23 protein-coding genes are annotated in these 20,681 nt (G+C 31.6%); 12 read left to right on the top strand and 11 right to left on the bottom strand.

Features of this window, described 5'->3' with window-relative positions; all coding sequences use genetic code 11:
* Window positions 1-32 precede the first annotated feature (32 nt).
* A complete protein-coding gene (locus OO712_RS00525) occupies window positions 33-860 on the bottom strand; it encodes a cupredoxin domain-containing protein (RefSeq protein ID WP_109877499.1) in 828 nt (275 codons plus the stop codon).
* 126 nt (window positions 861-986) lie between these two features.
* The gene (locus OO712_RS00520) at window positions 987-1,625 is read right to left on the bottom strand and encodes a DUF922 domain-containing protein (protein ID WP_146196007.1); all 639 of its coding nucleotides are present in this window, start codon (window positions 1,623-1,625) and stop codon (window positions 987-989) included.
* Between the two features lie 219 nt (window positions 1,626-1,844).
* On the opposite strand from OO712_RS00520, the gene hsp14 reads away from it, so the two are divergent.
* On the top strand, window positions 1,845-2,237 hold the full coding sequence (gene hsp14 / locus OO712_RS00515; protein WP_109877501.1) for an archaeal heat shock protein Hsp14: 393 nt from the start codon (window positions 1,845-1,847) through the stop codon (window positions 2,235-2,237).
* Here the strand turns inward: hsp14 and OO712_RS00510 are convergent, their stop codons facing one another.
* From OO712_RS00510 to OO712_RS00485, 6 genes are all read right to left on the bottom strand, one after another.
* Window positions 2,238-3,791, bottom strand: coding sequence for an ABC1 kinase family protein (locus OO712_RS00510; RefSeq protein ID WP_109877502.1), 1,554 nt, complete (start codon window positions 3,789-3,791; stop codon window positions 2,238-2,240). It lies immediately after the preceding gene.
* Between the two features lie 3 nt (window positions 3,792-3,794).
* Window positions 3,795-4,178, bottom strand: coding sequence for a hypothetical protein (locus tag OO712_RS00505; RefSeq protein WP_109877503.1), 384 nt, complete (start codon window positions 4,176-4,178; stop codon window positions 3,795-3,797).
* 619 nt (window positions 4,179-4,797) lie between these two features.
* Window positions 4,798-5,142 carry a hypothetical protein gene (locus tag OO712_RS00500; RefSeq protein WP_370684796.1) on the bottom strand — a complete coding sequence of 115 codons (345 nt, stop codon included), beginning with the start codon at window positions 5,140-5,142 and terminating at the stop codon, window positions 4,798-4,800.
* A gap of 31 nt (window positions 5,143-5,173) precedes the next feature.
* Window positions 5,174-6,478, bottom strand: coding sequence for a COG1361 S-layer family protein (locus tag OO712_RS00495; RefSeq protein WP_109877505.1), 1,305 nt, complete (start codon window positions 6,476-6,478; stop codon window positions 5,174-5,176).
* Complete coding sequence (locus OO712_RS00490) at window positions 6,478-7,065, bottom strand: ABC transporter ATP-binding protein (RefSeq protein ID WP_264953722.1); 588 nt, start codon at window positions 7,063-7,065, stop codon at window positions 6,478-6,480. The genes OO712_RS00495 and OO712_RS00490 overlap by 1 nt, the downstream gene beginning before the upstream one ends.
* A 109-nt stretch (window positions 7,066-7,174) precedes the next feature.
* Window positions 7,175-8,332 carry an ABC transporter permease gene (locus OO712_RS00485; protein WP_109877653.1) on the bottom strand — a complete coding sequence of 386 codons (1,158 nt, stop codon included), beginning with the start codon at window positions 8,330-8,332 and terminating at the stop codon, window positions 7,175-7,177.
* 145 nt (window positions 8,333-8,477) lie between these two features.
* On the opposite strand from OO712_RS00485, the gene OO712_RS00480 reads away from it, so the two are divergent.
* Window positions 8,478-9,380: an AsnC family transcriptional regulator gene (locus tag OO712_RS00480; protein ID WP_109877507.1), complete on the top strand. Its 903-nt coding sequence runs from the start codon at window positions 8,478-8,480 to the stop codon at window positions 9,378-9,380.
* Window positions 9,381-9,405: 25 nt separating this feature from the next.
* On the top strand, window positions 9,406-9,921 hold the full coding sequence (locus OO712_RS00475; RefSeq protein ID WP_109877508.1) for an NUDIX hydrolase: 516 nt from the start codon (window positions 9,406-9,408) through the stop codon (window positions 9,919-9,921).
* Here the strand turns inward: OO712_RS00475 and OO712_RS00470 are convergent, their stop codons facing one another.
* Window positions 9,922-10,902 (bottom strand): phosphate signaling complex PhoU family protein, encoded by a 981-nt coding sequence (locus OO712_RS00470; protein ID WP_109877509.1) that lies wholly within the window; start codon window positions 10,900-10,902, stop codon window positions 9,922-9,924.
* A 65-nt stretch (window positions 10,903-10,967) separates the two neighbouring features.
* Between OO712_RS00470 and OO712_RS00465 the strand changes: the two genes are divergently transcribed.
* From OO712_RS00465 to OO712_RS00435, 7 genes are read left to right on the top strand one after another with little or no spacing between them, the layout of a single operon-like run.
* On the top strand, window positions 10,968-11,879 hold the full coding sequence (locus tag OO712_RS00465) for a pantoate kinase (protein WP_109877510.1): 912 nt from the start codon (window positions 10,968-10,970) through the stop codon (window positions 11,877-11,879).
* Between the two features lie 10 nt (window positions 11,880-11,889).
* On the top strand, window positions 11,890-12,654 hold the full coding sequence (locus OO712_RS00460) for a 4-phosphopantoate--beta-alanine ligase (protein ID WP_109877511.1): 765 nt from the start codon (window positions 11,890-11,892) through the stop codon (window positions 12,652-12,654).
* Window positions 12,647-13,486 carry a 3-methyl-2-oxobutanoate hydroxymethyltransferase gene (gene panB / locus OO712_RS00455; protein ID WP_109877654.1) on the top strand — a complete coding sequence of 280 codons (840 nt, stop codon included), beginning with the start codon at window positions 12,647-12,649 and terminating at the stop codon, window positions 13,484-13,486. Before OO712_RS00460 ends, panB begins: the two co-directional genes overlap by 8 nt.
* Window positions 13,467-14,723, top strand: coding sequence for a bifunctional phosphopantothenoylcysteine decarboxylase/phosphopantothenate--cysteine ligase CoaBC (coaBC, locus tag OO712_RS00450; protein WP_109877512.1), 1,257 nt, complete (start codon window positions 13,467-13,469; stop codon window positions 14,721-14,723). Before panB ends, coaBC begins: the two co-directional genes overlap by 20 nt.
* Complete coding sequence (locus OO712_RS00445) at window positions 14,720-14,893, top strand: hypothetical protein (RefSeq protein ID WP_200829106.1); 174 nt, start codon at window positions 14,720-14,722, stop codon at window positions 14,891-14,893. The genes coaBC and OO712_RS00445 overlap by 4 nt, the downstream gene beginning before the upstream one ends.
* A gap of 2 nt (window positions 14,894-14,895) precedes the next feature.
* Window positions 14,896-15,741: a class I SAM-dependent methyltransferase gene (locus tag OO712_RS00440; RefSeq protein ID WP_109877513.1), complete on the top strand. Its 846-nt coding sequence runs from the start codon at window positions 14,896-14,898 to the stop codon at window positions 15,739-15,741.
* A 14-nt stretch (window positions 15,742-15,755) separates the two neighbouring features.
* A complete protein-coding gene (locus tag OO712_RS00435; protein ID WP_109877655.1) occupies window positions 15,756-16,238 on the top strand; it encodes a hypothetical protein in 483 nt (160 codons plus the stop codon).
* A gap of 2 nt (window positions 16,239-16,240) precedes the next feature.
* Here OO712_RS00435 and OO712_RS00430 read toward each other — a convergent pair whose 3' ends face one another.
* Complete coding sequence (locus OO712_RS00430; protein WP_109877514.1) at window positions 16,241-17,305, bottom strand: M24 family metallopeptidase; 1,065 nt, start codon at window positions 17,303-17,305, stop codon at window positions 16,241-16,243.
* A 71-nt stretch (window positions 17,306-17,376) separates the two neighbouring features.
* On the opposite strand from OO712_RS00430, the gene OO712_RS00425 reads away from it, so the two are divergent.
* Window positions 17,377-18,390: a DUF814 domain-containing protein gene (locus tag OO712_RS00425; protein ID WP_109877656.1), complete on the top strand. Its 1,014-nt coding sequence runs from the start codon at window positions 17,377-17,379 to the stop codon at window positions 18,388-18,390.
* A gap of 74 nt (window positions 18,391-18,464) precedes the next feature.
* Window positions 18,465-18,743, top strand: a complete 279-nt coding sequence (sepF, locus tag OO712_RS00420; protein WP_109877515.1) for a cell division protein SepF — start codon at window positions 18,465-18,467, stop codon at window positions 18,741-18,743.
* Here the strand turns inward: sepF and OO712_RS00415 are convergent.
* Entirely contained in the window at window positions 18,735-20,675 is a 1,941-nt protein-coding gene (locus OO712_RS00415; RefSeq protein WP_109877516.1) for a beta-CASP ribonuclease aCPSF1, read from the bottom strand. The genes sepF and OO712_RS00415 overlap by 9 nt on opposite strands.
* Window positions 20,676-20,681 lie beyond the last annotated feature (6 nt).

Raw genomic sequence — 20,681 nt, 5'->3', positions numbered from 1 at the left:
GTTTCCTTGTTTTTACTCTTGCCATCTAAAGTCTATTTTTCATGAACTATGATTTTACCTGTTTGCCAAGGGTGTACCATACAGAAATACTCGTATTCATCTGCTTTTGTAAATTTATGGAAAAACTGTTCTCCTGACTCCATTAATGCAGAATCAAATTCCCCTCCTGGTCCAAACTCGGGACTTCCACTTGTTACAGTATGATAGTCAGAATCAAAATTTCTAAAAGCTACGATATCTCCAACTTTAATCTTCAATGAATATGGCTCAAAACAAGACAAATCCTCTTGGCATCCAGGAACCCCTGTATTTTCAGGAATTGCAACATGATAATCAGCATCAAGTTCTTGTAATTCGATTTGCTCTTTATTCAATTCCAAACAATTTGTAAACTTGATAAAATCAGCAGTAAACGAATTATCTGCATTTCCTTCTTTGAACATATATCGAGGAATAGGAGGATTATTCTCAATTAATTCCGGAGGGATGGTTCCAAGTTTTTTACGGTCATCGCCATCACCTATTTGGCAACGTACATGCTCCCAAGTGAAATCGTTTTGGTGATCAAATCCAATATTGGCATTAAGATGAGACTCTGAACTATTACTGTAAGCAATTATTTCCATATCTGAATTAAATGGTCCATGATTTCTTAACGATACAATAGAATCAGGATATCTTTCCAACATTGCTTTGTATGTTTTAGTTTCTTTCATTTTTTTCTCCACTAGATCTACATTAAAGAAAAATTCGACAAACAAAGCCTCATTTTCTGCAATAGTAACAATCATCCAAAAGGGCAAAAAAATAACTACAGCTACAATTCCAACTAGAATTCCTACCTTTGGAATCGTCTCCATGTATTCATAGTGATTGTTTGAAATATAAATTATGAATTTCTTACTTTTACTCTAAAGGATTAGAATTCGACAAACCAGTAGAACAAGTTGCCTTTAAAAAAGTTCCAGTATTCAGAAAATTTATTCTCATAGCGGAATAATTGGGTTGGGTGGAGGAGGCATAAAGATATCAGAAAGTCTCTGATTCCATCTTCTTTGTTCATCAGGATTTCTTCCATGATCAGTGTCAGAATCATATTCATCCTGCAATCTATCATGAGAGTCAAAGATTGGATTATAGATTGAATTAACCATATCTTCTACTTCTTGTTGGACTTTGGCAGGATCATTATCTGGACATTGATGTGGCATGCCAACTAATGCCCATAGTGCCTTGCCCAATACCAGAGCTTTAACGTGTAAGATATCAGCGTGTCCTTGTTCATGTGAAAGCAATTCAGATGATTGAGAACCATCTTTTACCCAAGAAAGAGTTCTGTCAACATATGCATCAACATCCACGCTACTAATCACAAAAGTACAAACATTATCAACAAAATATTGTCTCCAGACTAGATCTTTGTATCCCAGGTAATATCCAGTTGCAGCAGAATAAGGAGTAGTTTGAGGAGGAGTTCCTTGAAAGTCATTCCATTCTAAAGAAGTATTGCTATTCCAAGGGATTTGGTTTGGAGGAATAGGAGTTTGATCCCAGAAAAATCCCACTAAAAATGCAACAGTGACTGCTGCTGCCATGTAAACATACCAATGTTTTACTGTTGTCACAAGTATGAGGTTAATAATGTGATATTTAATCTAAACAAGTTCATTTCACATCGACCGGACTATGGTCTAACTTGTCTCAAAAGAGTCCTTGTTAATGTGGAGAATTTAGATAGGCTTGAATCTTTTTTTGGAAAGAATTAAGATTATGCCCATTTGTTTATGAAAATACCAAGAATAGATTATAAGATTTATAACCAAAAATTGAGCATATATCTCAAAATGGGATTAGTGAAATCTATGGCAAATGAAATGATAAAAGAAATTGGAAATAAATCAAGAGAATTTTATGAATTTGTTTTACCTCCAGTTGATATGTATCTTGATGAGGATAAATTAACATTGTTAGTCGATATGCCAGGATTTGAAAAAAAAGATATCAAGTTATCTATCAATGGAAATATTTTATCAATTCAAGCATGCAAAGAAATTGCTGAACAAGGCAAGCACAATATGATTTGTAATCAGAGACCAAACATAATTGATAAGAAAATAAGATTGCCTATTGAATTAAAAGAGGGAGAAGAATCAGTTAACTCTGCAAAATATGAGCAAGGAATTTTGACAATTATTGTTCCCGTCCAAAAACACGGGAAAGATATCAAAATAGAATAGTTAACGTTTTCTAAATATTGCAAAAATACTCATAATAACTAATGAACCAATCATTCCAGTAATTCCAATTGATTCATTTGTAGTATACAAAAATGAAGAGCCAATAAAAATTGCAGCAGAAAGAATACTTCCAGAAAGTAAAATATTAGATTTCGGTTTTGTGTTTAAGAGATTCAATGATCTGTTGTCATCAAGATATTTTTTGAGTTCGGGTGCTATAGAAATTGTAGCATCAATTGATTTTGCAAATCGCTCAAATGAATGTTTTATTTCTTCAATGTATGCATCTTTGATTAGGCTCTCTTCTTCTAAAATTTCTCTTAGAATTTTTACAAACTTAAAATTTACTTTGTGTGTTTTGTAAATGCCTTCAATAATTGATGCCATTCTCATATACAAAGCCAAATTTTTTGGAAGAATAAAAGGAAATTTACTCATAGTTTTATTGGCAAGTTCCATCAAACTTTCAACTTCCATCTCATCTGGTTTTTTACCGTGCATTGCACGAACAGTTAGTTCAATTCCTTTCTCGATTACTGAGCGATTAAAATCAGGTGTAAGCATTCCAAGGTCATACATTGCATTAACGGTTCTTGGAGGATCTTTTTCCACTAATGCAAGATATAGACGAATCAATCTTAGTCTAGTTTCGTTATCTAGTCGTCCAACCATTCCATAATCATACAAAATCAATTTTCCATCATCAGTAACTGAAATGTTTCCTGGATGAGGATCTGCGTGAAATATGGAATGTTTGAGAAGCATAGTAAAGAAGACCTTATGAACATCAATTACCAGTTTTTGTCTATCAATTCCCTTCTCATTTAGGGCTTCAACATTAGTAATTTTAATACCAGGAAGATATTCCATTGTGAGGACATTTTTAGACGAATGTTCATCATATACTGAAGGGACCACAACTTTGTTATTATTTTCTAAATCATGTTTAATTTTTTTGAGATTTTCTGATTCGTTGGTATAATCCATTTCTTCATGTATTGTTTCAATAAATTGGGAAAGCATAGCTCTTGCTGAATAACGTAAGTTTGGATCAACAAATCTTAATGCTAATGGAAGAATTTTTTTTAAAACTTTGATATCTTCTGCAACAATTTTTTCAATTCCAGGTCTTTTTACTTTAATGACTATTTGTTTACCAGAAATGGAACCTCTGTAAACTTGTCCTAATGATGCACCAGAAATGGAATTTGGATCTATTTGATCAAATGTTTCATTAATTGGACCAAGATCTTTTTCAATGACTGATTTTGCTTGATCAAAAGGTGCAGCTGGAACACTATCCTGAAGTTTTGAAAGTTCTTCCAAATATGGTTGAGGTAAAATGTCTGCTCTTGAAGAAAGCCATTGTCCTAATTTAATATAGACAGGTCCTAATGAGATGAATGTGTCAAGTACTTTACGAGCATTTTTTCTAAATTGTTCTAAATCTATTTCATTTCCTTCATGGTAAATCCATTTTTTCCTATCTTTTCGTAATGCAAGAATTGATGGGAAAAGTTTGATGAGGATAAAAATTGTTCTGGTAGTAGACATTATTCATTCCCAATAATTTTTAATTTTTTTAGTTGCAGAATATCCTAGATATCCAATAATAATTGATGAAAGTAAGCCAGAAGCAAAAGATTTCTTTTTTGAGTTGTTGTTAAGAATTTTTTTTGTGACTTGCGAACTCCCAAAGATTGCACATGCAAGACCAACTAAAACTTCAGGGGCATCATGAACTAAATGTCCAATCGGATCTTTTCTTGGGTCAATTTTATCAGTATGAAGAAGAAATTTCTCATCATATTCTCTAATGTGTAAATTACCATAACGATATTGTTTTTTTGCTCCATTTTTTTGTCCAAGGAATGTTTCTTCTGCTCCTTCAAGCATGAATTCTCTCAATTCCTTTGGGACTTCAATCTCATCCCCAGGCATAATCGCAAGATCTAGTAATTGCTTATAATCTTACGGTATTCAAAGTGCCTAAATCTAACACCAAAAATGAATTAGACTTTAGTAATGATTAGACAAAAATTTTACGAATTAGTATTTAGTTCTAATTAATAATTTCTACGAGAATATTATATTCAAATTTAACATATTTGTATCAAATAGTAGGATAGAGTTTTTTCCCTAAAACGGCATCATTCAATCTATCAAATGTAAAAATAATTTTAAGATTTTAATCGATCTTTTGTAAACATTACAAAACTAATTGAAAATGCAATTAACATTCCAATGCCTGTAACATAAGCATAATTAATTTCGTCATTAGGATGAACTTCCTGATGGTAATTATTTATCAGAAAAGTGAGAATCAATAAAACTATACCAATTATTGTTAATTTGTGATGAGTTTCCAACAAGAAAAAGAATGATAATAACTAATATGAATTTAGAAAAAATAAGAATATTCAAAGAAGAGGAGTTGTAATAAATCCAACTACACTACCAACTAGAAATAGAAATACACCCTTTGCCATACCCAGTTATAATTTTGTTAGATTTGATATAATTATGATGTGAATTTCCCAGAAATGGAATCAATAATAGTTCATGGAGTAGATTCTGTTTGAGATAGTCTTTCAATTACTTTTTCGAGCTCTACTTTATTGTCGTTAATAACACGTTTTACCACATCAATTTCTTTACGAATTTGCTCTAAGGAGGAATCATCAGAATTTTTGATTTGTTCTTCTAAATCTTCTAGAATTTGTTGATTGTATTGATTTATTTTTTCTAATTCATTTTTGTAATTTTCTAATTTTTCATATTGATTAGATATTTCAGAAATTTCTACATACTCTTGGTTTGTTAAAAACCCAAGAATTATCACTACACTTCCCACAATTACAACTGCAATTAAAATAACAATACTTGATCTCAATTTAGCTAGCATTAATTCTACAATTCGGATTAAAAATTAATCTTTAATTAGCCTCAATTTTGGCTTTTTTACGCCTACGAATAATAAAGATTCCAGCACCAACTGCTAGAATAATTGGAATGACGATCAAAGTTGAATCAAGGTCACCATCATCATCATTTGATGGTTCTTTAACAAAGATGGTTGTATCGTGTGTTAGAAATACTTCATCTCTAGTACTGTCTTTGTATCTTATAGTTATAGTAATGTCATGTTCTCCATATTTGGGTTCTCCATCAAATTCTATCGGAACATTAAATGGTACTGGTGCATCAACTTCAATTTCATCAATGAATTGAGTACTTGATTTAATATTAGAATTGCCACGAGGTTCAATTGTTACAAAACCAAATAATCCATCTTCATTTCCTTCATTAATTATTTCTCCAATAACCATTTGTTTACCAGACAAATCAATTACATCTGTGTTGAAAACAGTAAGATCAATTAATCCTTTAATGTAAAAGTCTACAATTTTTGAAATGACTTTTTCATCTCCATGGGCATTAAAGTATGATATAGACAAAGGAAGTCTTAGCGTATCTCCTCTAAGTGATTCTGGAACATAAACTGTTGCTGTAAGATATCTTACAGATTTCGGATCAATGGTTCCAATATCCCAGCTTGATTCTAAAATTACAACATTTTCTACATTGGTAATTGATGATGATGTAGAAGCCAATTCTGTTTGTGTGTTAGTTGCAGTGATATCTACGCCAGAAATTGGTGCAGTTCCATTATTTGAAATTTCAATAACTACGTCATTGGTTCGTAATGAAGTAAGAAAGGGCTCTATTGCTCTTACATTAATCACAATATCGCCAGTTACTTTGAAATCAAAATCTGCAAATGCTGTTCTAACTCCAGATTCTCTTAATCTAGAATAATCAACTTTTACAGTTCCAGGATACTGCTGAATTCGTATATTTTTATCAAGATTTACAAAAAATGTGAGATAGAAATTTTCTCCAGCCAAAGAATTAGAATCGCTATCAGCACGAATTATTGAGCCTGGACCATCAGATGCAGAGAAACCTAATGGCAATGACAGCTGGCCTCTAATACCTGTAATATCCTGTGTACCCACATTTGCAAATACTACCGTAAATGGAACGTTACTATCTCCTGAGTCTACCTCAATTTTCTCATTTATTGTCCCAAAATAAGCATCTAAAAATTTTACATCGCCAAAGTCTCTTTCAAATGGAGAATCACCAAAACCACCCGATTTTATTTGAGCATAAGAGTTTTCAAAAATAAATGGCACAAGTCCAATTACAAATAATGCAAACATAATCTTTAGAATCATTATGCAGTTACTTCCATTTGGGAGGGTTGTTCACCTTCGAAGGCTCTACCATCTTTGATAGTGATTACTTTGTCTACATCGCCAAAATGTTGTCTATCGTGAGTAACTATAATGAATGTTTGATTTAGTTTTTTTGCCATTGATTTCATTAATTGAACTATGGTTTCTGAAGTTACAGAATCAAGGTTACCAGTTGGTTCATCTGCTAAAACAATTGAGGGTTTATTGATTAATCCTCTGGCAATTGCTACTCTTTGAGCTTGTCCGCCAGAAATTTTGTTTGCTCGTTTGTTCATTTGATTCTCTAGTCCCACTGCCTTTAGTAAATCTCTTGCATCTTTTTCTGATGTATGATTGGTTCCAGCAATTTGTCTGGGTAACAAAATATTTTCTAAAACTGTAAGATCACTTAACAAATTTGAAAATTGGAAGATGAATCCTAATTTTTTATTTCTAAATGATGAAATGTTGTTGTCGTCAAGGGTTGTAGTATCAATTTTATCGATGAAAATTTTTCCATTTGTAGGACGATCTAACAATCCAATCATGTTAAGCAAAGTAGATTTACCAGAACCGGAACTTCCCACAATTAGAACAAATTCTCCTTTCTCAATTGAAAATGATACATTATCAAGAGCTTTTACTTTGTTTTCTCCTTCACCGTAAATCTTACTTAGATTACTTATTTCAAGTACTTTAGACAGTTCTCATCGCCTCCACTGGTAACAATTTTGTTGCTCTATACGAGGGATATAATGATGCAATAATTGCCAAAACAAATGACGTTAATGCGGTTTGTATAATTTTTTCCCAGTTATAGCTTACTTCAAGAGGCAGGCTGTTATCAAAAGACATTTTTGTTTCCTTTGCATAAAATGTGTAGCCCAATCCTGCCGCAGTACCCACACCAGCTCCTATTGCTCCAATAATCATTCCTTGGAAAATAAAAATTATCAAAATATCTTTTCGTTTAGCTCCTATTGCTCTCATTACTCCAATTTCTCTTGTTTTACCATTTACTAACATCATTTGAATTGTAACAATTGCAAATGCTGATGACATCATTCCAAAATATCCAATCATGTTAATCATTGCAATACCTGATCTAAAACCAGCTAATTGTTGTTCAGCTGATTCTTCTATGGTTTCTGCAATAAAATCATCATTTGGAAATGATCTTAAGAAGAATTCTTTTACTTCAAATGCCTTTGAGGGATCATTAAGTTTTACTATTAGAGATCCTGTGTCACCATGTCTATTCATCATATCACGTAAAGTGTCAATATGTACTACGGCAGTATAATCAAATCCTTGGCCACCAGGTGATTGAGCAATTCCAGAGACGGTAAATCTTCGAATTTGGTCTTGTCCATATCTATCAACTATGAGAACTTTAACACTATCACCAACTTGAGCTCCACCAAGATCTCTTGCAACATTTGATCCCAATACTATAGAATTTCTAGAGAAAACATAGGAACCATCTGTAATAGTTTGGGCAACAGTTGATGCAAGGATATCTCTGAATGGGTCAACACCTACAATAGGAACTCTGGTTTCTTCTACTAATTTTCCACTTTTAGTCATATTCATTTCTGCCGTCGATGAAAGCCGCGGAGTTGCAGCTTCAACATATGGAATTCTTTCAAACCAATTTACAAGAGACAAATCAGATTTATCAATAAAATCTGCATCATCGGTGACAAGAATATCACCATTTCGATAATCACTGATATCTCTAACAATTGCATCAAAGAGTCCCTGAAAAATTACAAAGTTTACATGAATTACCAAAATTCCAATTGTTACTGCCAATACTGCTCCAATCAAACTACCTTTTTTGTTGAACAGCATTCGTTTTGCTAATCGTAATCTGTATTCCACAAAAATTATGAAATAGTCTAATATTTAATATATTTGATATATCTGCTAACAAAATAGACAGTTTTATATCATATTAGTTGGTTTTTTATTTTATTGAGTTGGTTTAGGTGATATAATGGACAATTTAGATATGAAAATTTTAAGCAGATTATTGAATAATTGTAGAGAGTCAGATAGACAAATTGGGATGGAATTAGGGATTTCTGGAGGAGCAGTGCGTGCAAGAATTCGAAAAATGGAAGAAATGAAAATTATTGAAGAATTTTTCATTAAAGTTGAACCTCCTGTTTTGGGATATGGTGTTTTGTATTTTGTAGTATCAGGTGAAGATATTAATGAAATTTTAGATCAGATAGTCCTTGTAGGGGAACCATTTTTTGTGGTTCCATGTGTAGGTGGAATTACTGTTTGTAGTATTGTTGTAAAAGATAACATGGAGCAAAAAATTCAACTTGCAAGTAAATTGATGAAAGATGTTAGAGTTTTGTCTATTTTTGAAGCAGAGAATCCTGGATTTAATTCAAATCTTACTAAAACAGATTTAGAAATACTAGATAAATTAATCAAAAACCCCATAGCAAAAATTGAAACAATTGCAGAAAAGACAAACATGTCCACAAAAACAATTACCAGATGCATTGAAAAACTACAAGAAAATGATGGAGTTCAGTTTACAGTGATTTATGATCCAAAAAAAATTGAAAGATATATTCCTCATGCCATATTAACTTGGATAGATGGGGATCTTAAAGAAACAATAGAAAATATGAACAGAATATTTTCAAAATCATATTTACAGATTCCATTTATTGCCAAAAATCAAATAGTTTTGTTTATGTATAGTGACAATATTTTCAAAATGGATGAAATAACACAAAAAGTTAGAACTGTTAAGAATGTAAAATCAGCAGATTTGTTTATTCCCAAGAAAATTTCATTTCATATCAAATGGTTAGAAAAAGCTATTAAAGATTTTAAGAAATCATCAAAATTACATCTAACTTATCAAACGAATTAAATAATAACAATTTCTAAGATTTTAGATGAAGAAAAAGAAGATCTATGAGGGAAAAATTTTAGGCCTTAGTGTTTATGATGGTAAAATAGAAGGAAGGAAAGTAAAACGTGAAATGATAGAACATAGAGGAGCTGCTGCAATGCTTGCTTTTGATGATGATGGAAAGATTATTCTTGTAAAACAACATAGATTTCCTCATGGATACGTATTAGAAATCCCTGCAGGAACTTTAGAAAAAAAGGAAGAACCAATAAAATGTGCCTACAGAGAATTAGAAGAAGAAACTGGATATAGAGCAAAAAAGATGACTTCTCTCATTACATATTATCCATCTATAGGTTATAACACAGAGGTAATTCATTGTTTTGTAGCCTCAGGATTAAAGAAAATTGCAGATTTGAAACTAGATGAAGATGAGATTTTGTCAGTTACAAAAATGGATTTGAAGAAACTATTGAAATTAATTAAATCTGGAAAAATTCAAGATTCAAAAACAATATGTGCGGTTTTGACTTATGCAGCCAAAAAGAAACTTTACTAATCATTCATTATAGATTGGTTTAACAAGATCTGCAACGTCGGCCCAAGACTGTGCAATTTTTTCATACATATAGACTAAATCAAGAAATTCAATTGGAATTTGTTTTTTATTTCCTAATGCAATTCTTAATTTACTTAAATTTTGTTCATATTTTTTATGTAATGATATTGCTTCAATTGCTAAAAGTCTATCAGGTTTTGTAAATGCGTCAATTGATTTTTCTGCAAGTATACTGAAATCTTTTACCATATCAAAAATCTTTTTTGAATCCTCTTGTGATAAAGTTGAATTGTAAATAAAATTTGAAAGTTCAACTATAGAATCACCAGCATTCTCAAGAAGATTTGCTGCAACCCTATAATCAAGTACATCAATATTTTCTAAATTAAATGCGTTAGCTAATTTTTTATCAACAAGTGCACTTCGAATTAAACGAACTAACAAAAAATATTGTCGATTCACTTCAACATCACGTTTTGATAATGTTTCTAAATTAGATTTATCATCTGAAATTAATCCTTTTGATGCGTCATCATACATTCCAAGTGCAATTGAACTCATTCTCTTTAGAATTTTTTCTGGATCAAGTGTTGTTGCATCTAAAAGAAATTGCATATTGATATGAGATGCATCCTCTTCAATGATTTCCATACCTACTAGTCTTCTCATTGAATTACGAATTTTTTCTCTATCTTCTCCCGGTATGCTGGATTTGGAATTTATTTTGAATACATCATATCCTAAAAGGTAAGCACCCGTAATGTCAGCTACTATGTTTTCCTCTTTTGGTAATGGATATGAAATAACTAGTTCTTTTGTTGTACGTGATTCTTTGTTTAGAGATATTGAAATACTATCATGTCCAGTTTCAATCTCAACCTGACTGGATTTATCGAGATTATTTGCATCAATCCATTCTTTTGGCAATGACACTAGGATGGTACTTCCAATTTTTTGTAGGCGTCGAATAAATTTAGTCAATTTATACTAATTTAATTAATTTAAACCATATTCTTATATTTTGTGTAAAATTTAAACTGAGATCAATGGAAGCTAAGGCATTTTGTCCTGCTCATATTACAGGTTTTTTCAAAGCTCATTTAGAGGACTCTCAAAATAATTTAGAAAATTTAGGTTCGATGGGTGCTGGATTTTCAATTAAACATGGTGTAACTACAAAAGTAAAAATTAATACAAAAAATAATCAGCAATCAAATTTTCATATTACAACAAAAGGATATCAATCAGATAAAACAGATGTATCAGAATATGTTTTAAATGAATTTTTAAAGCTTGGAGAATTTTCAGATACATTTTTTGACATTGAACATGAAATTTTGATTCCAGTTGGATATGGTTTAGGTTCTAGTAGTGCTGTTGCTTTATCGTTATCTTATGCGCTAGATCAAGCTCTTGATACTAAATTGGATAAAACAAGAATTGGACAAATTGCACATAACGCAGAGTTAAATTGTAAAACAGGACTAGGAGATGTTTTGGCTTCATATCATGGTGGATTTGAAATTCGTGTTAAACCAGGTGCTCCTGGAATTGGAAGTGTTGAAAAAATTTTGACAGATAAAATTACTATATTAATGATATGTTTCTCTCCAATTTCTACAAATAAGTTCATCAGAGAGCGTTTATCACAGATTAATGGCATGGGTGGAAAAATGGTAAAAAAGTTATTAGAATCAAAAAATTATGAACATTTTCAAGATATGTCTTTAGAATTTGCAAAATATGTAGATGTTATGACACCAAGAATGCAAAAATTGGTTGATGAATTATCACAAAAGAATATCAAATGTGGAATTGCATTGTTTGGTGAAACAGTTTTTACAATGATTTCAAAAGAGAAAGAAAATGATGTTTTAGAAATTTTACATAAATATTCTGATGGTTCAATAATAAAATCAGAATTAGATGATCAAGGAGCTAGAGTTCTTTTTAATTAATTGAAATTACATGCCACTAATTCCTAAATCACATCCAAGAGCTAAATCATTACTTATTAGAGAGAAACTTGTGAAAGGATTTGATAATGGTTTAGTTGCAAAAGAAGGATTGCTAGCACAAGGCAGAGGGGAAGCTTTTGATTATCTATTAGGCGAGAAAACAACAAAGTCTGCAAAAAAGGCAATAAGAGCTGCTGCAGCTCAGATTCTTTTAGCAGAAAGACCAGTCATATCTATCAATGGGAATATAGCTGCATTGTGCCCTAAAGAAATTGTAAAATTATCAAAGCAAACCAAGGCTAAACTTGAGGTAAACCTGTTTTATGCTAACAAAAACAGAAAACAGGCAATCATCAAGATTCTCAAAAAATCAGGTGCAAAGGTGGTTTTAGGTTCGAATATCAGTACATCTACAAAATTACCTAGGATTGATTCAGCAAGAAGAGTAGTTGATAAAAATGGAATTTTTGTCGCAGATGTTGTAGTAGTACCATTAGAAGATGGAGATAGAACAATAGCTCTAAGAAAAGCAGGAAAAACAGTCATTACATTTGATCTAAATCCTCTTTCTAGAACTTCCCAAACTGCAAATATTACAATTGTAGATAATGTAACACGCGCAATTGATTTGCTAATATATGACTCAAAGAAATTATCTAAAAAAAATCACAGTTCACTTAGAAAAATAGTGGATGATTTTGACAATAAAAAAAATCTTTCAGAAAACATACTTGAGATAAGAAAAAATCTAACAAGAGGTGCTAAGATTGCATAAATCAGTACTAGATATTTTAAAAATGAAAAAAGAAAAGAAAAAAATTTCTGTCATTACAAGTTATGATTACACTTTAGCATCACTCTGTGATAAAGCAGGAATTGATGTACTCTTAGTTGGAGATAGTGCAGGAATGGTAATGTTAGGATATGAAAATACAATTCCTGTGACAATGGATCAAATGTGTATGTTTACAGAAGCAGTCAGCAGAGCAAGAAAAAATGCACTCTTAATATCAGATTTACCATTTATGTCATACCAATCTAGTATAGAAGATGCGATTAATAATTCAGGAAAATTAATCAAAGCAGGAGCTGATGCAGTAAAGCTTGAAGGTGGTTCAATAATGACTGAAACAATCAATGCCATAGTTGACATTGGAATTCCAGTAATGGGACACATTGGATTACAGCCACAAACAACAATGCTTTCAGAAGGATACAAAGTTCAAGGTAAAACTAAAGAATCTGCAATGAAGTTAATAGAAGATGCAAAAAAGCTTGAAAGGGCAGGAGTATTCAGTATTGCATTAGAAATGGTTAGTCATGAAGTAGCTGAGATAATATCTCAAACAGTCAGTGTTCCTATAATTGGAATTGGTTCAGGTGTTGGTTGTGATGGACAAGTTCTAGTTGTTCAAGATTTACTTGGAATGTATGATAAAATTAAACCAAAATTTGCTAAAAGATACATGAATTTGTCTGAAGATATTGTAAAATCCCTTGAAGATTACAAAAAAGATGTAAATTCAGAAGCGTTTCCTGCAGAAGAAAATTGGTTTTCTATGGATGATGATGAGTTAAAAAAACTACGTGAGCAAATTGGTAGTTAAGAAAATAAAGAAAAAAGATCATCCATCACTTGATATAGTTACTTCAAAAGGTGTTGAGCTTATAGGGAAAAAAATAGTTCTTTGTGTTGCAGGTAGTGTTGCAGCATACAAAGCAATTGAATTAGCAAGATTACTAATGAGACATGGTGCTGATGTAACATGTGTTACGAGTAATGCGGTAACTAAATTGATACAACCAGATTATTTTAAGTGGGCTACTGGAAATGAAGTAATAACAAAACTTACTGGTGAATTAGAACATATTAGATTAGCAGATTATAAACAATCAGATTTAGTGATTGTATATCCTGCAACAGCAAATACACTTGGTAAACTTGCAAATGGAATTGATGATACTCCAGTTTCAACAGTGCTTACTGTAGGATTTGGATCCAAAATTCCAATTCTGATGTGTTTAGCAATGCATGAATCAATGTATGATAACTTGGCAGTTAAGAAAAATATTGAATTTCTAAAAAATAAAATTCAATTCGTTAATCCCCAAATGGTTGAAGGAAAAGCAAAAGCACCAGAACCAGAGGATGTTTTAGAGATAGTGTTGAAAAAATTTGGATTTTCATCAGTTTTAAAAAATAAAAAAATACTGATTACTGCAGGTCCTACATTAGAATACATTGATCCTGTAAGAGTAATTACAAATATTAGTTCAGGAAAAACTGGAGTTCTTTTAGCATCTGAATTGATTTCTGCTGGAGCAAAAGTCACTATTGTTTACGGACCAGGAAATCAAAAACCTTCTAAAGGTGCAAAAGTTATCAACGTTACAACAAGTAAAGAGATGTTTGATATAACTAAAAAAGAATTAAAGAAAAAATTTGATGTTGTTATTATGGCGGCAGCTGCATCAGACTACACTCCAGAAAGTGTATCAAAATCCAAAATTAAAAGTGATAAAAAATGCCTTACAATCAGGCTCAAAAAAGTGCCTAAAATAATTGAACAAGTAAAAAAATTGCAAAAAGATACACTGTTGGTTGGATTCAAAGCAGAATCTAATATAACAAAAAGTGCATTAATCAAATCAGCTCAAAAAAAGATGAAAGATGTTAATGCAGACATTATGATTGCAAATGATATTGGTAGCAAATATCAAAAAAACCCTGATCGTAATCAGATCTTAATTATAGATAATAATAAAATAAAATCATCAGGTTGGAAACAAAAAGAAAAGATTGTTAAATTAATTAGAAAAGAAATTGAACAGAAACTAAAATGAAAAATTCTGAGCTTAAAAAATTAATATCACAATATAAAGAACTTGAAGAAAAAAAGGGAAAGAAATATGCAAATAATTTTAAAATTTCAGAAACTCTAAAGATAATTGAACATAGATATTTTCATGAGACAGGAAGGAAATTAAAATCAGATCTGAGGGAATTAATCTAAAGTTGTCTTTGTTAAAATCACTTGAGTACAAAAAAAGAAACATTACAGTATGGAACGAAGTAGCACCACGTTACCATAAAAGATGGGCAAGTGTTAGTAAAGGACCATTCCAAAGTACAACTAAATTAATAGAATTAGTGGAAATTAACAAAGGAGATTCAGTACTTGATATAGCATGTGGAACTGGTGTTGTTACAAAAAATATTAGAAAAAAAGTAGGAAATTCAGGATATGTAGTAGGTGTAGATACTTCAAGCACTGCAATCAAAATTGCAGAAAAATGGAGTGGAAAAAAATCAAATGTAGATTTTCTAAATATTGATGCGGAAAATTTTAACTTTTCAAAGAAATTTGATATCATTACATGTCAATATGCATTGTTTTTCTTTCCAAATGCTGATAAAGCATTAAAAAATATGAAAAATAGCCTCAAAGAATCAGGAAAAATAGGAATATCCGTTCATGGTAGAGGAGATAAAGTTCCATTTTTTAGCAATATTTTAGATTCAGTAAAAGAATTCATCCCTGAATATGTTCCACCAGGATCTCCAAATCTTGATAGATATGGCACAAAATCTGCATTAAGCACAGAAATTAGTAAGGCAGGATTCTCAGAAATTTCAGTTAAAGAATTTATTTTTCATTACAGTCCTGGAAAATTTACAGATTATTGGGATAATTATATCAAATACATTGCAAAACCACTAAAAGAGAAGTTAAATGAATTAGATTATTCAAAAAGAAAAGAATTGAAACAGGTTGTAAAAGAGAAGACATTACAATATACAAAGAAAAATGGAAAAATTCTATTTCCTTGGCAAGTTTTAATTTTAACTGCAAAACACTGAATTTAGGAAAAGTAATGGTAAAAAATAACAAGAAAAAAGAAGAAAAACCAAAAAAGAATGATTTTAAATCATTTCTTCGTAAAAGAGCACCAATTTATCTTGTAATTATTACAATCTTTGTAATCTTTGCCATTCCCGAATTAACAAAGAGTGATCTTCAAAGTAGATTTCCTGAACTCACATCGGAACAAAAACAGGTTGTTGATATATTGATGAACTACAACGGACCAAATGAATCAGGATTAACAGTAATGGAGGCAATAACAAATAGAATTAATGAAGAATATCCAGATGAAAAAATTTTTGATAATAAAAAAACTATAGTTGAATTAGCAGTATCAAAAATAAATGATGAAGAATATCATTTTATCTTAGATTTTGAATCATACAAAGGTGAGTTAAATTATGATTGGAATGTAAATAAGATTTCAGGAAAAATTACATCTAACAATCAAGATTCAAAACATATCATTGATTTAGTAGATTTTTATGATTAGACTCAAATCTGTACTAAATCTTTAGTAAATTTATGCATTACAATTGGTTTTTCATTTACTATCAATGAGTCTTCTATACGAATTCCGAATTTATTTGCAATATAGATTCCAGGTTCAACAGTAATTGCCATATTCTTTTGTAATTTTGTTTCACTTTTGTAAGAAATTGTTGGAAGCTCATGAACTTCTAATCCAATTCCATGACCAGTAGAATGAATAAAGTATTGACCATAATTTTTTTCTTCAATGTATTGTCTACAAGCAAAATCAACATCTTTACAGTATGCATTAGGTTTTACAGCTTTAATACCAAGTTTTTGTGATTCCTTGACAATTTCATATGCTTCATTTGCTTGTTGTGAAATTTTTCCAATTGCAAATGTTCTAGTCGCATCAGAAACATATCCTTTGTATCGCAAAGTAAGATCAGTTACTATCAAATCGCCGTTTTTGAATTTTCTTTGTGTTACTTGTGCATGAGGAAGTGCACCATTTGGACCTCCAGCTATTATCAGAGGATTTAATGTAGATTTGTAACCAGTGTCAAACATTTCTTGTTCCATTGCATATGTCATCAGAATTGTTTGCAATTCGGATTCCTTTTGACCTATTTTCATCTTTTTTGAGCATAGATTGAACATTTCATCTATTATTTTAGATGCTTTTTTGAGAATTTGAATTTCTTTTTCGTCTTTGATTATACGTGAATTATAAAATGGTTCTGTAGATGATGTAATTTTTGGAATGGATTTTTTAAGAGACATCATAACAGAATAATTCTGACAATCAGTACAAACTTGATTTTTTTTGATTTTTTGAATTAAAGAGGATATTAAACCAGTGCCTCTTTCTGCTGTGATTACATCACAGTCTTCAGATTCTTCTTGTGCTCTACCTACTTCTAATTCTGGAGCAATTATCGTGGTTTTACCATTTTTCTCTAGTAATCCTATTGCTTCTCCCCAAAATCCAGTCATATAGAACAGATTTTCAGGCTCAAATGTAACTAGTGTATCACAATCAATTTTTTGAGCAAATTTTAAAAGATTTTTTCTTCGTTGCTTCATACAAAAATATCACACATTCTCAATTTATGTATGATGTAAAGTTTGTATATGGAAAATTAAGTTTGATCGCTGTGACAGAAGAAAAAGAAAAGAAAAAAGTAGTTGCTTTGTTATCTGGAGGTCTAGATAGCCAGCTTGCAGTGCGTATGATGCAAGAGCAAGGATTTGATGTTTCAGCTGTTGCAATAAAGACTCCTTTTTGTGATTTTGATTGTGGGAGAGGGTGCGGTTTTGAAATTAGAGAAAGAGCTGATGATCTAAATGTTAATTTAAAGACTGTTTATCTTGGTGATGAGTACATTGAGATGTTAAAACATCCAAAACATGGAATTGGTGCGGGTTTTAATCCATGTGTTGATTGTAGAACTATGATGTTTGATGCTGCAAAAAAATACATGGAGGAGATCGGTGCAGAATTTATCATATCCGGAGAAGTTTTAGGACAACGTCCAATGAGTCAACATGCACCTGCATTAAGAATTATTGAAAAAGAATCAGGATTGATTGGAAAAATAGTAAGACCACTTTCTGCCGGATTACTTCCAGAAACAGATCCTGAAAAAGAAGGATTGATCAAAAGGGAAAATCTCGGAATGATAAAAGGTAGAACAAGAAGAAATCAATTAGAAATGGCAAAAAAATATGGAATTGAAAATCCACCTAATGCAGGTGGGGGTTGTTTGTTAACAGAACCACAATTTGGAATTAAAGCTAAAGACTTGTTTGAACATGTTGAAACTCCAACAATCAACGATATTGATTTGTTGAAAATTGGAAGACATTTTAGATTAGATGAAGAAACAAAATTTGTTGTTGGAAGAAACAAAGATGAAAATGAAATGATCAAAGCAATTGCATTACCAGGAGATATTTTGCTTGAAGCCAAAGATCATCTAGGACCCATTTCAATTTTACGTGGAAAAAATGCAAAAGATCATGTAGAATTTGCAGCATCTGTAACACTAAGATATTCAGATGCACCAAAAGATCAAGATTGTATTGTAACCGTGAAAAATGAGAATTTAACTGAGGAAATTAATTCCCAATGTGCAGAAGAGCAATCTTATATTAAATTCAGAATGTAGGCGTGAATTTTTTTAAAAATTAGTTAGAACTAAGGAAGAGTTTTTGAGGGAGTAGATCGCCATTTTCAATAAGGATGCAAAAACAAGAAAGCCCCACATATCTAAAAGCTATAACCATTAGAGACATTAGTGATGTTCATTCCATAAAAGAAGACATCAAAAAAGAAATGATTTTGATTTTGAGAGTTACGCCATTAGCTCAGAAAGATGTAGAGCAATTAAGAAAGGTTGTTGAAGAATTGTATTCTATTGCAAAAGCTGCTGATGCAGATATTGCAAGATTAGGAGAAGAAAGAATTATTGTTGCTCCATCTAACATAAAAATTTGGAAACCAGAATACGATTTAAAATAATTTAATTGCTTCTTGAATTTGAGGATAATGGGCAGGTACTCTGTACATTCGCCTAATATTCATTGCAAGATTTTCTGATTTCTTACGTTCTCCGTGATTAACAAGGACTCTTCGAAGTTTTGGTCTCAATCTTTGTACAAATGACATTAGTTGATTATAATCACTATGACCACTGAAACCATCTAGTTTTTCTACACCACAATTGATTGTAACAACTTCAACTTTACCTTCTTTTCCCAACATAGTTGCTTGTTTGGAACCATCAAGAACTCTTCTTCCTAAAGTTCCATTAACTTGATATGAAACAAATAATACTTTATTTTTCTTGTCAGGTGCAATATTTTTGAAATATTCTAAAACAGGCCCACCTTCCAACATTCCTGATGTTGCTAAAATAATACATGGTGAATTTTCTCTCATTGGTTCCTCTCTGGCATCTCCATGTTCAATATTAGTGAAATATTCTGAATCAAATGGATTGTCATCAGTCTCTAAGATCTTTTGTTTTAGTTCTTTTGCAAGATATTCAGGATATGATTCATGAATTGCAGATGCCTCAGAGATCATTCCTTCTGTAAATACTGGAGCTTCAATCATTTCTCCTGATTTCATATAATGATCAATTACCATCATTATCTCTTGGGCACGTCCAACAGCAGGAATTGGAATTAGAACTTTGCCTCCATCAGCTAATGTATTGTTAACTGCATTAATGAAAGCGGATTCTACCTCTTGTCTGGTTGGTTGTATATCTTCTTTTAGTCCGTATGTACTTTCGATCAATAATGTTTCTACTCTTGGGAAATTCCAACTAGCAGCTTCAAACAAAATACTTTTTCCAAATTTGATATCACCGGAATAAACAAAGTTATGATCACCATTTCCAATATGAAAATGACATAAAGCAGAACCTAGTATGTGGCCTGCATTTGCAAGAACTAGTTTGATATCAGGAGAAATATCAGTTACAGTTCCATAGGGGAGAGTGATAGTCTGTCTCATTATTTGTTTTACATCTCTTTCTGAATAAATTGGAGTTCTGCCTTGAGCAGAAGCTACTTTGATTGCATCTAATTGAATGAGATTCATCATAGGAAGAGTTGGTTCAGTACAATAGATTGGACCTTTATAGCCATATTTGCATAAAGCCGGTAAAAATCCTGTATGATCCAAGTGTGCATGTCCAATTACGATTGCATCAAGATCATCAAGGGTAATATCTAGAGAATCCAGTCTAGGAAAAGCATCCATTGGAGAGCGAGCACCGGGATTAATCCCACAATCAATTAAGATCTTACTTTCAGGGGTAGATAGTAATAAGGAGGATCTTCCAACTTGACCAAACCCGCCTAAAGTATAAAGTGAAACTTCAGTTCTTTGAGACAGTCTGGGTCTAAAAATTTCATCGCCTACTTGTTTGAGTTGTTTGCTTCTCTCAGCAGAAGATTGCTTCAGAGTTGCATTAATTGTTTGAATTGTTCGTGAAGGTATAGTAGTTGCTTTTCTAATACGCAATTTCCAGCCCATTTTTTCGGTGACTTCAGCATGATTGAACTCTTTTGCGTTTCTTTGTAGTAACCATGGTCTCTTTGCTTCAACTGAAACTTCACCGGTTGCAGTATCAAAGATTGTTCCTTGTAGTTTTGCTTCCTCTGGAACACATTCTGCGATAATTCGTCTAGCTTCATCTTCAGGTTTTCTAATTGACTCATCAGTTCTTACAACAATTCTTTTTTTGATAATATTTACAAGGTTTGAAATTGTTTCATTATTTTCCATAAGATATCTAGGAGCGTTTGTATAAAGAGCAATTCGTGGTCCTTCGTATTCGATTTTTGTTACACTTGCCTCTTTTGGTATACTTTGCAGTATGGTTGCCATTATATTCTGGCTACTAGGAGGTAATTCTTTTTGTTGTTGTTTTCTTTGCATTAAATC

The sequence above is a fragment of the Nitrosopumilus zosterae genome (genome assembly GCF_025998175.1).
GTDB classification, from domain to species: domain Archaea; phylum Thermoproteota; class Nitrososphaeria; order Nitrososphaerales; family Nitrosopumilaceae; genus Nitrosopumilus; species Nitrosopumilus zosterae.
The sequence above is the reverse complement of the archived record's forward strand: the minus strand, read 5'-3'. Positions and strand labels throughout refer to the sequence as shown.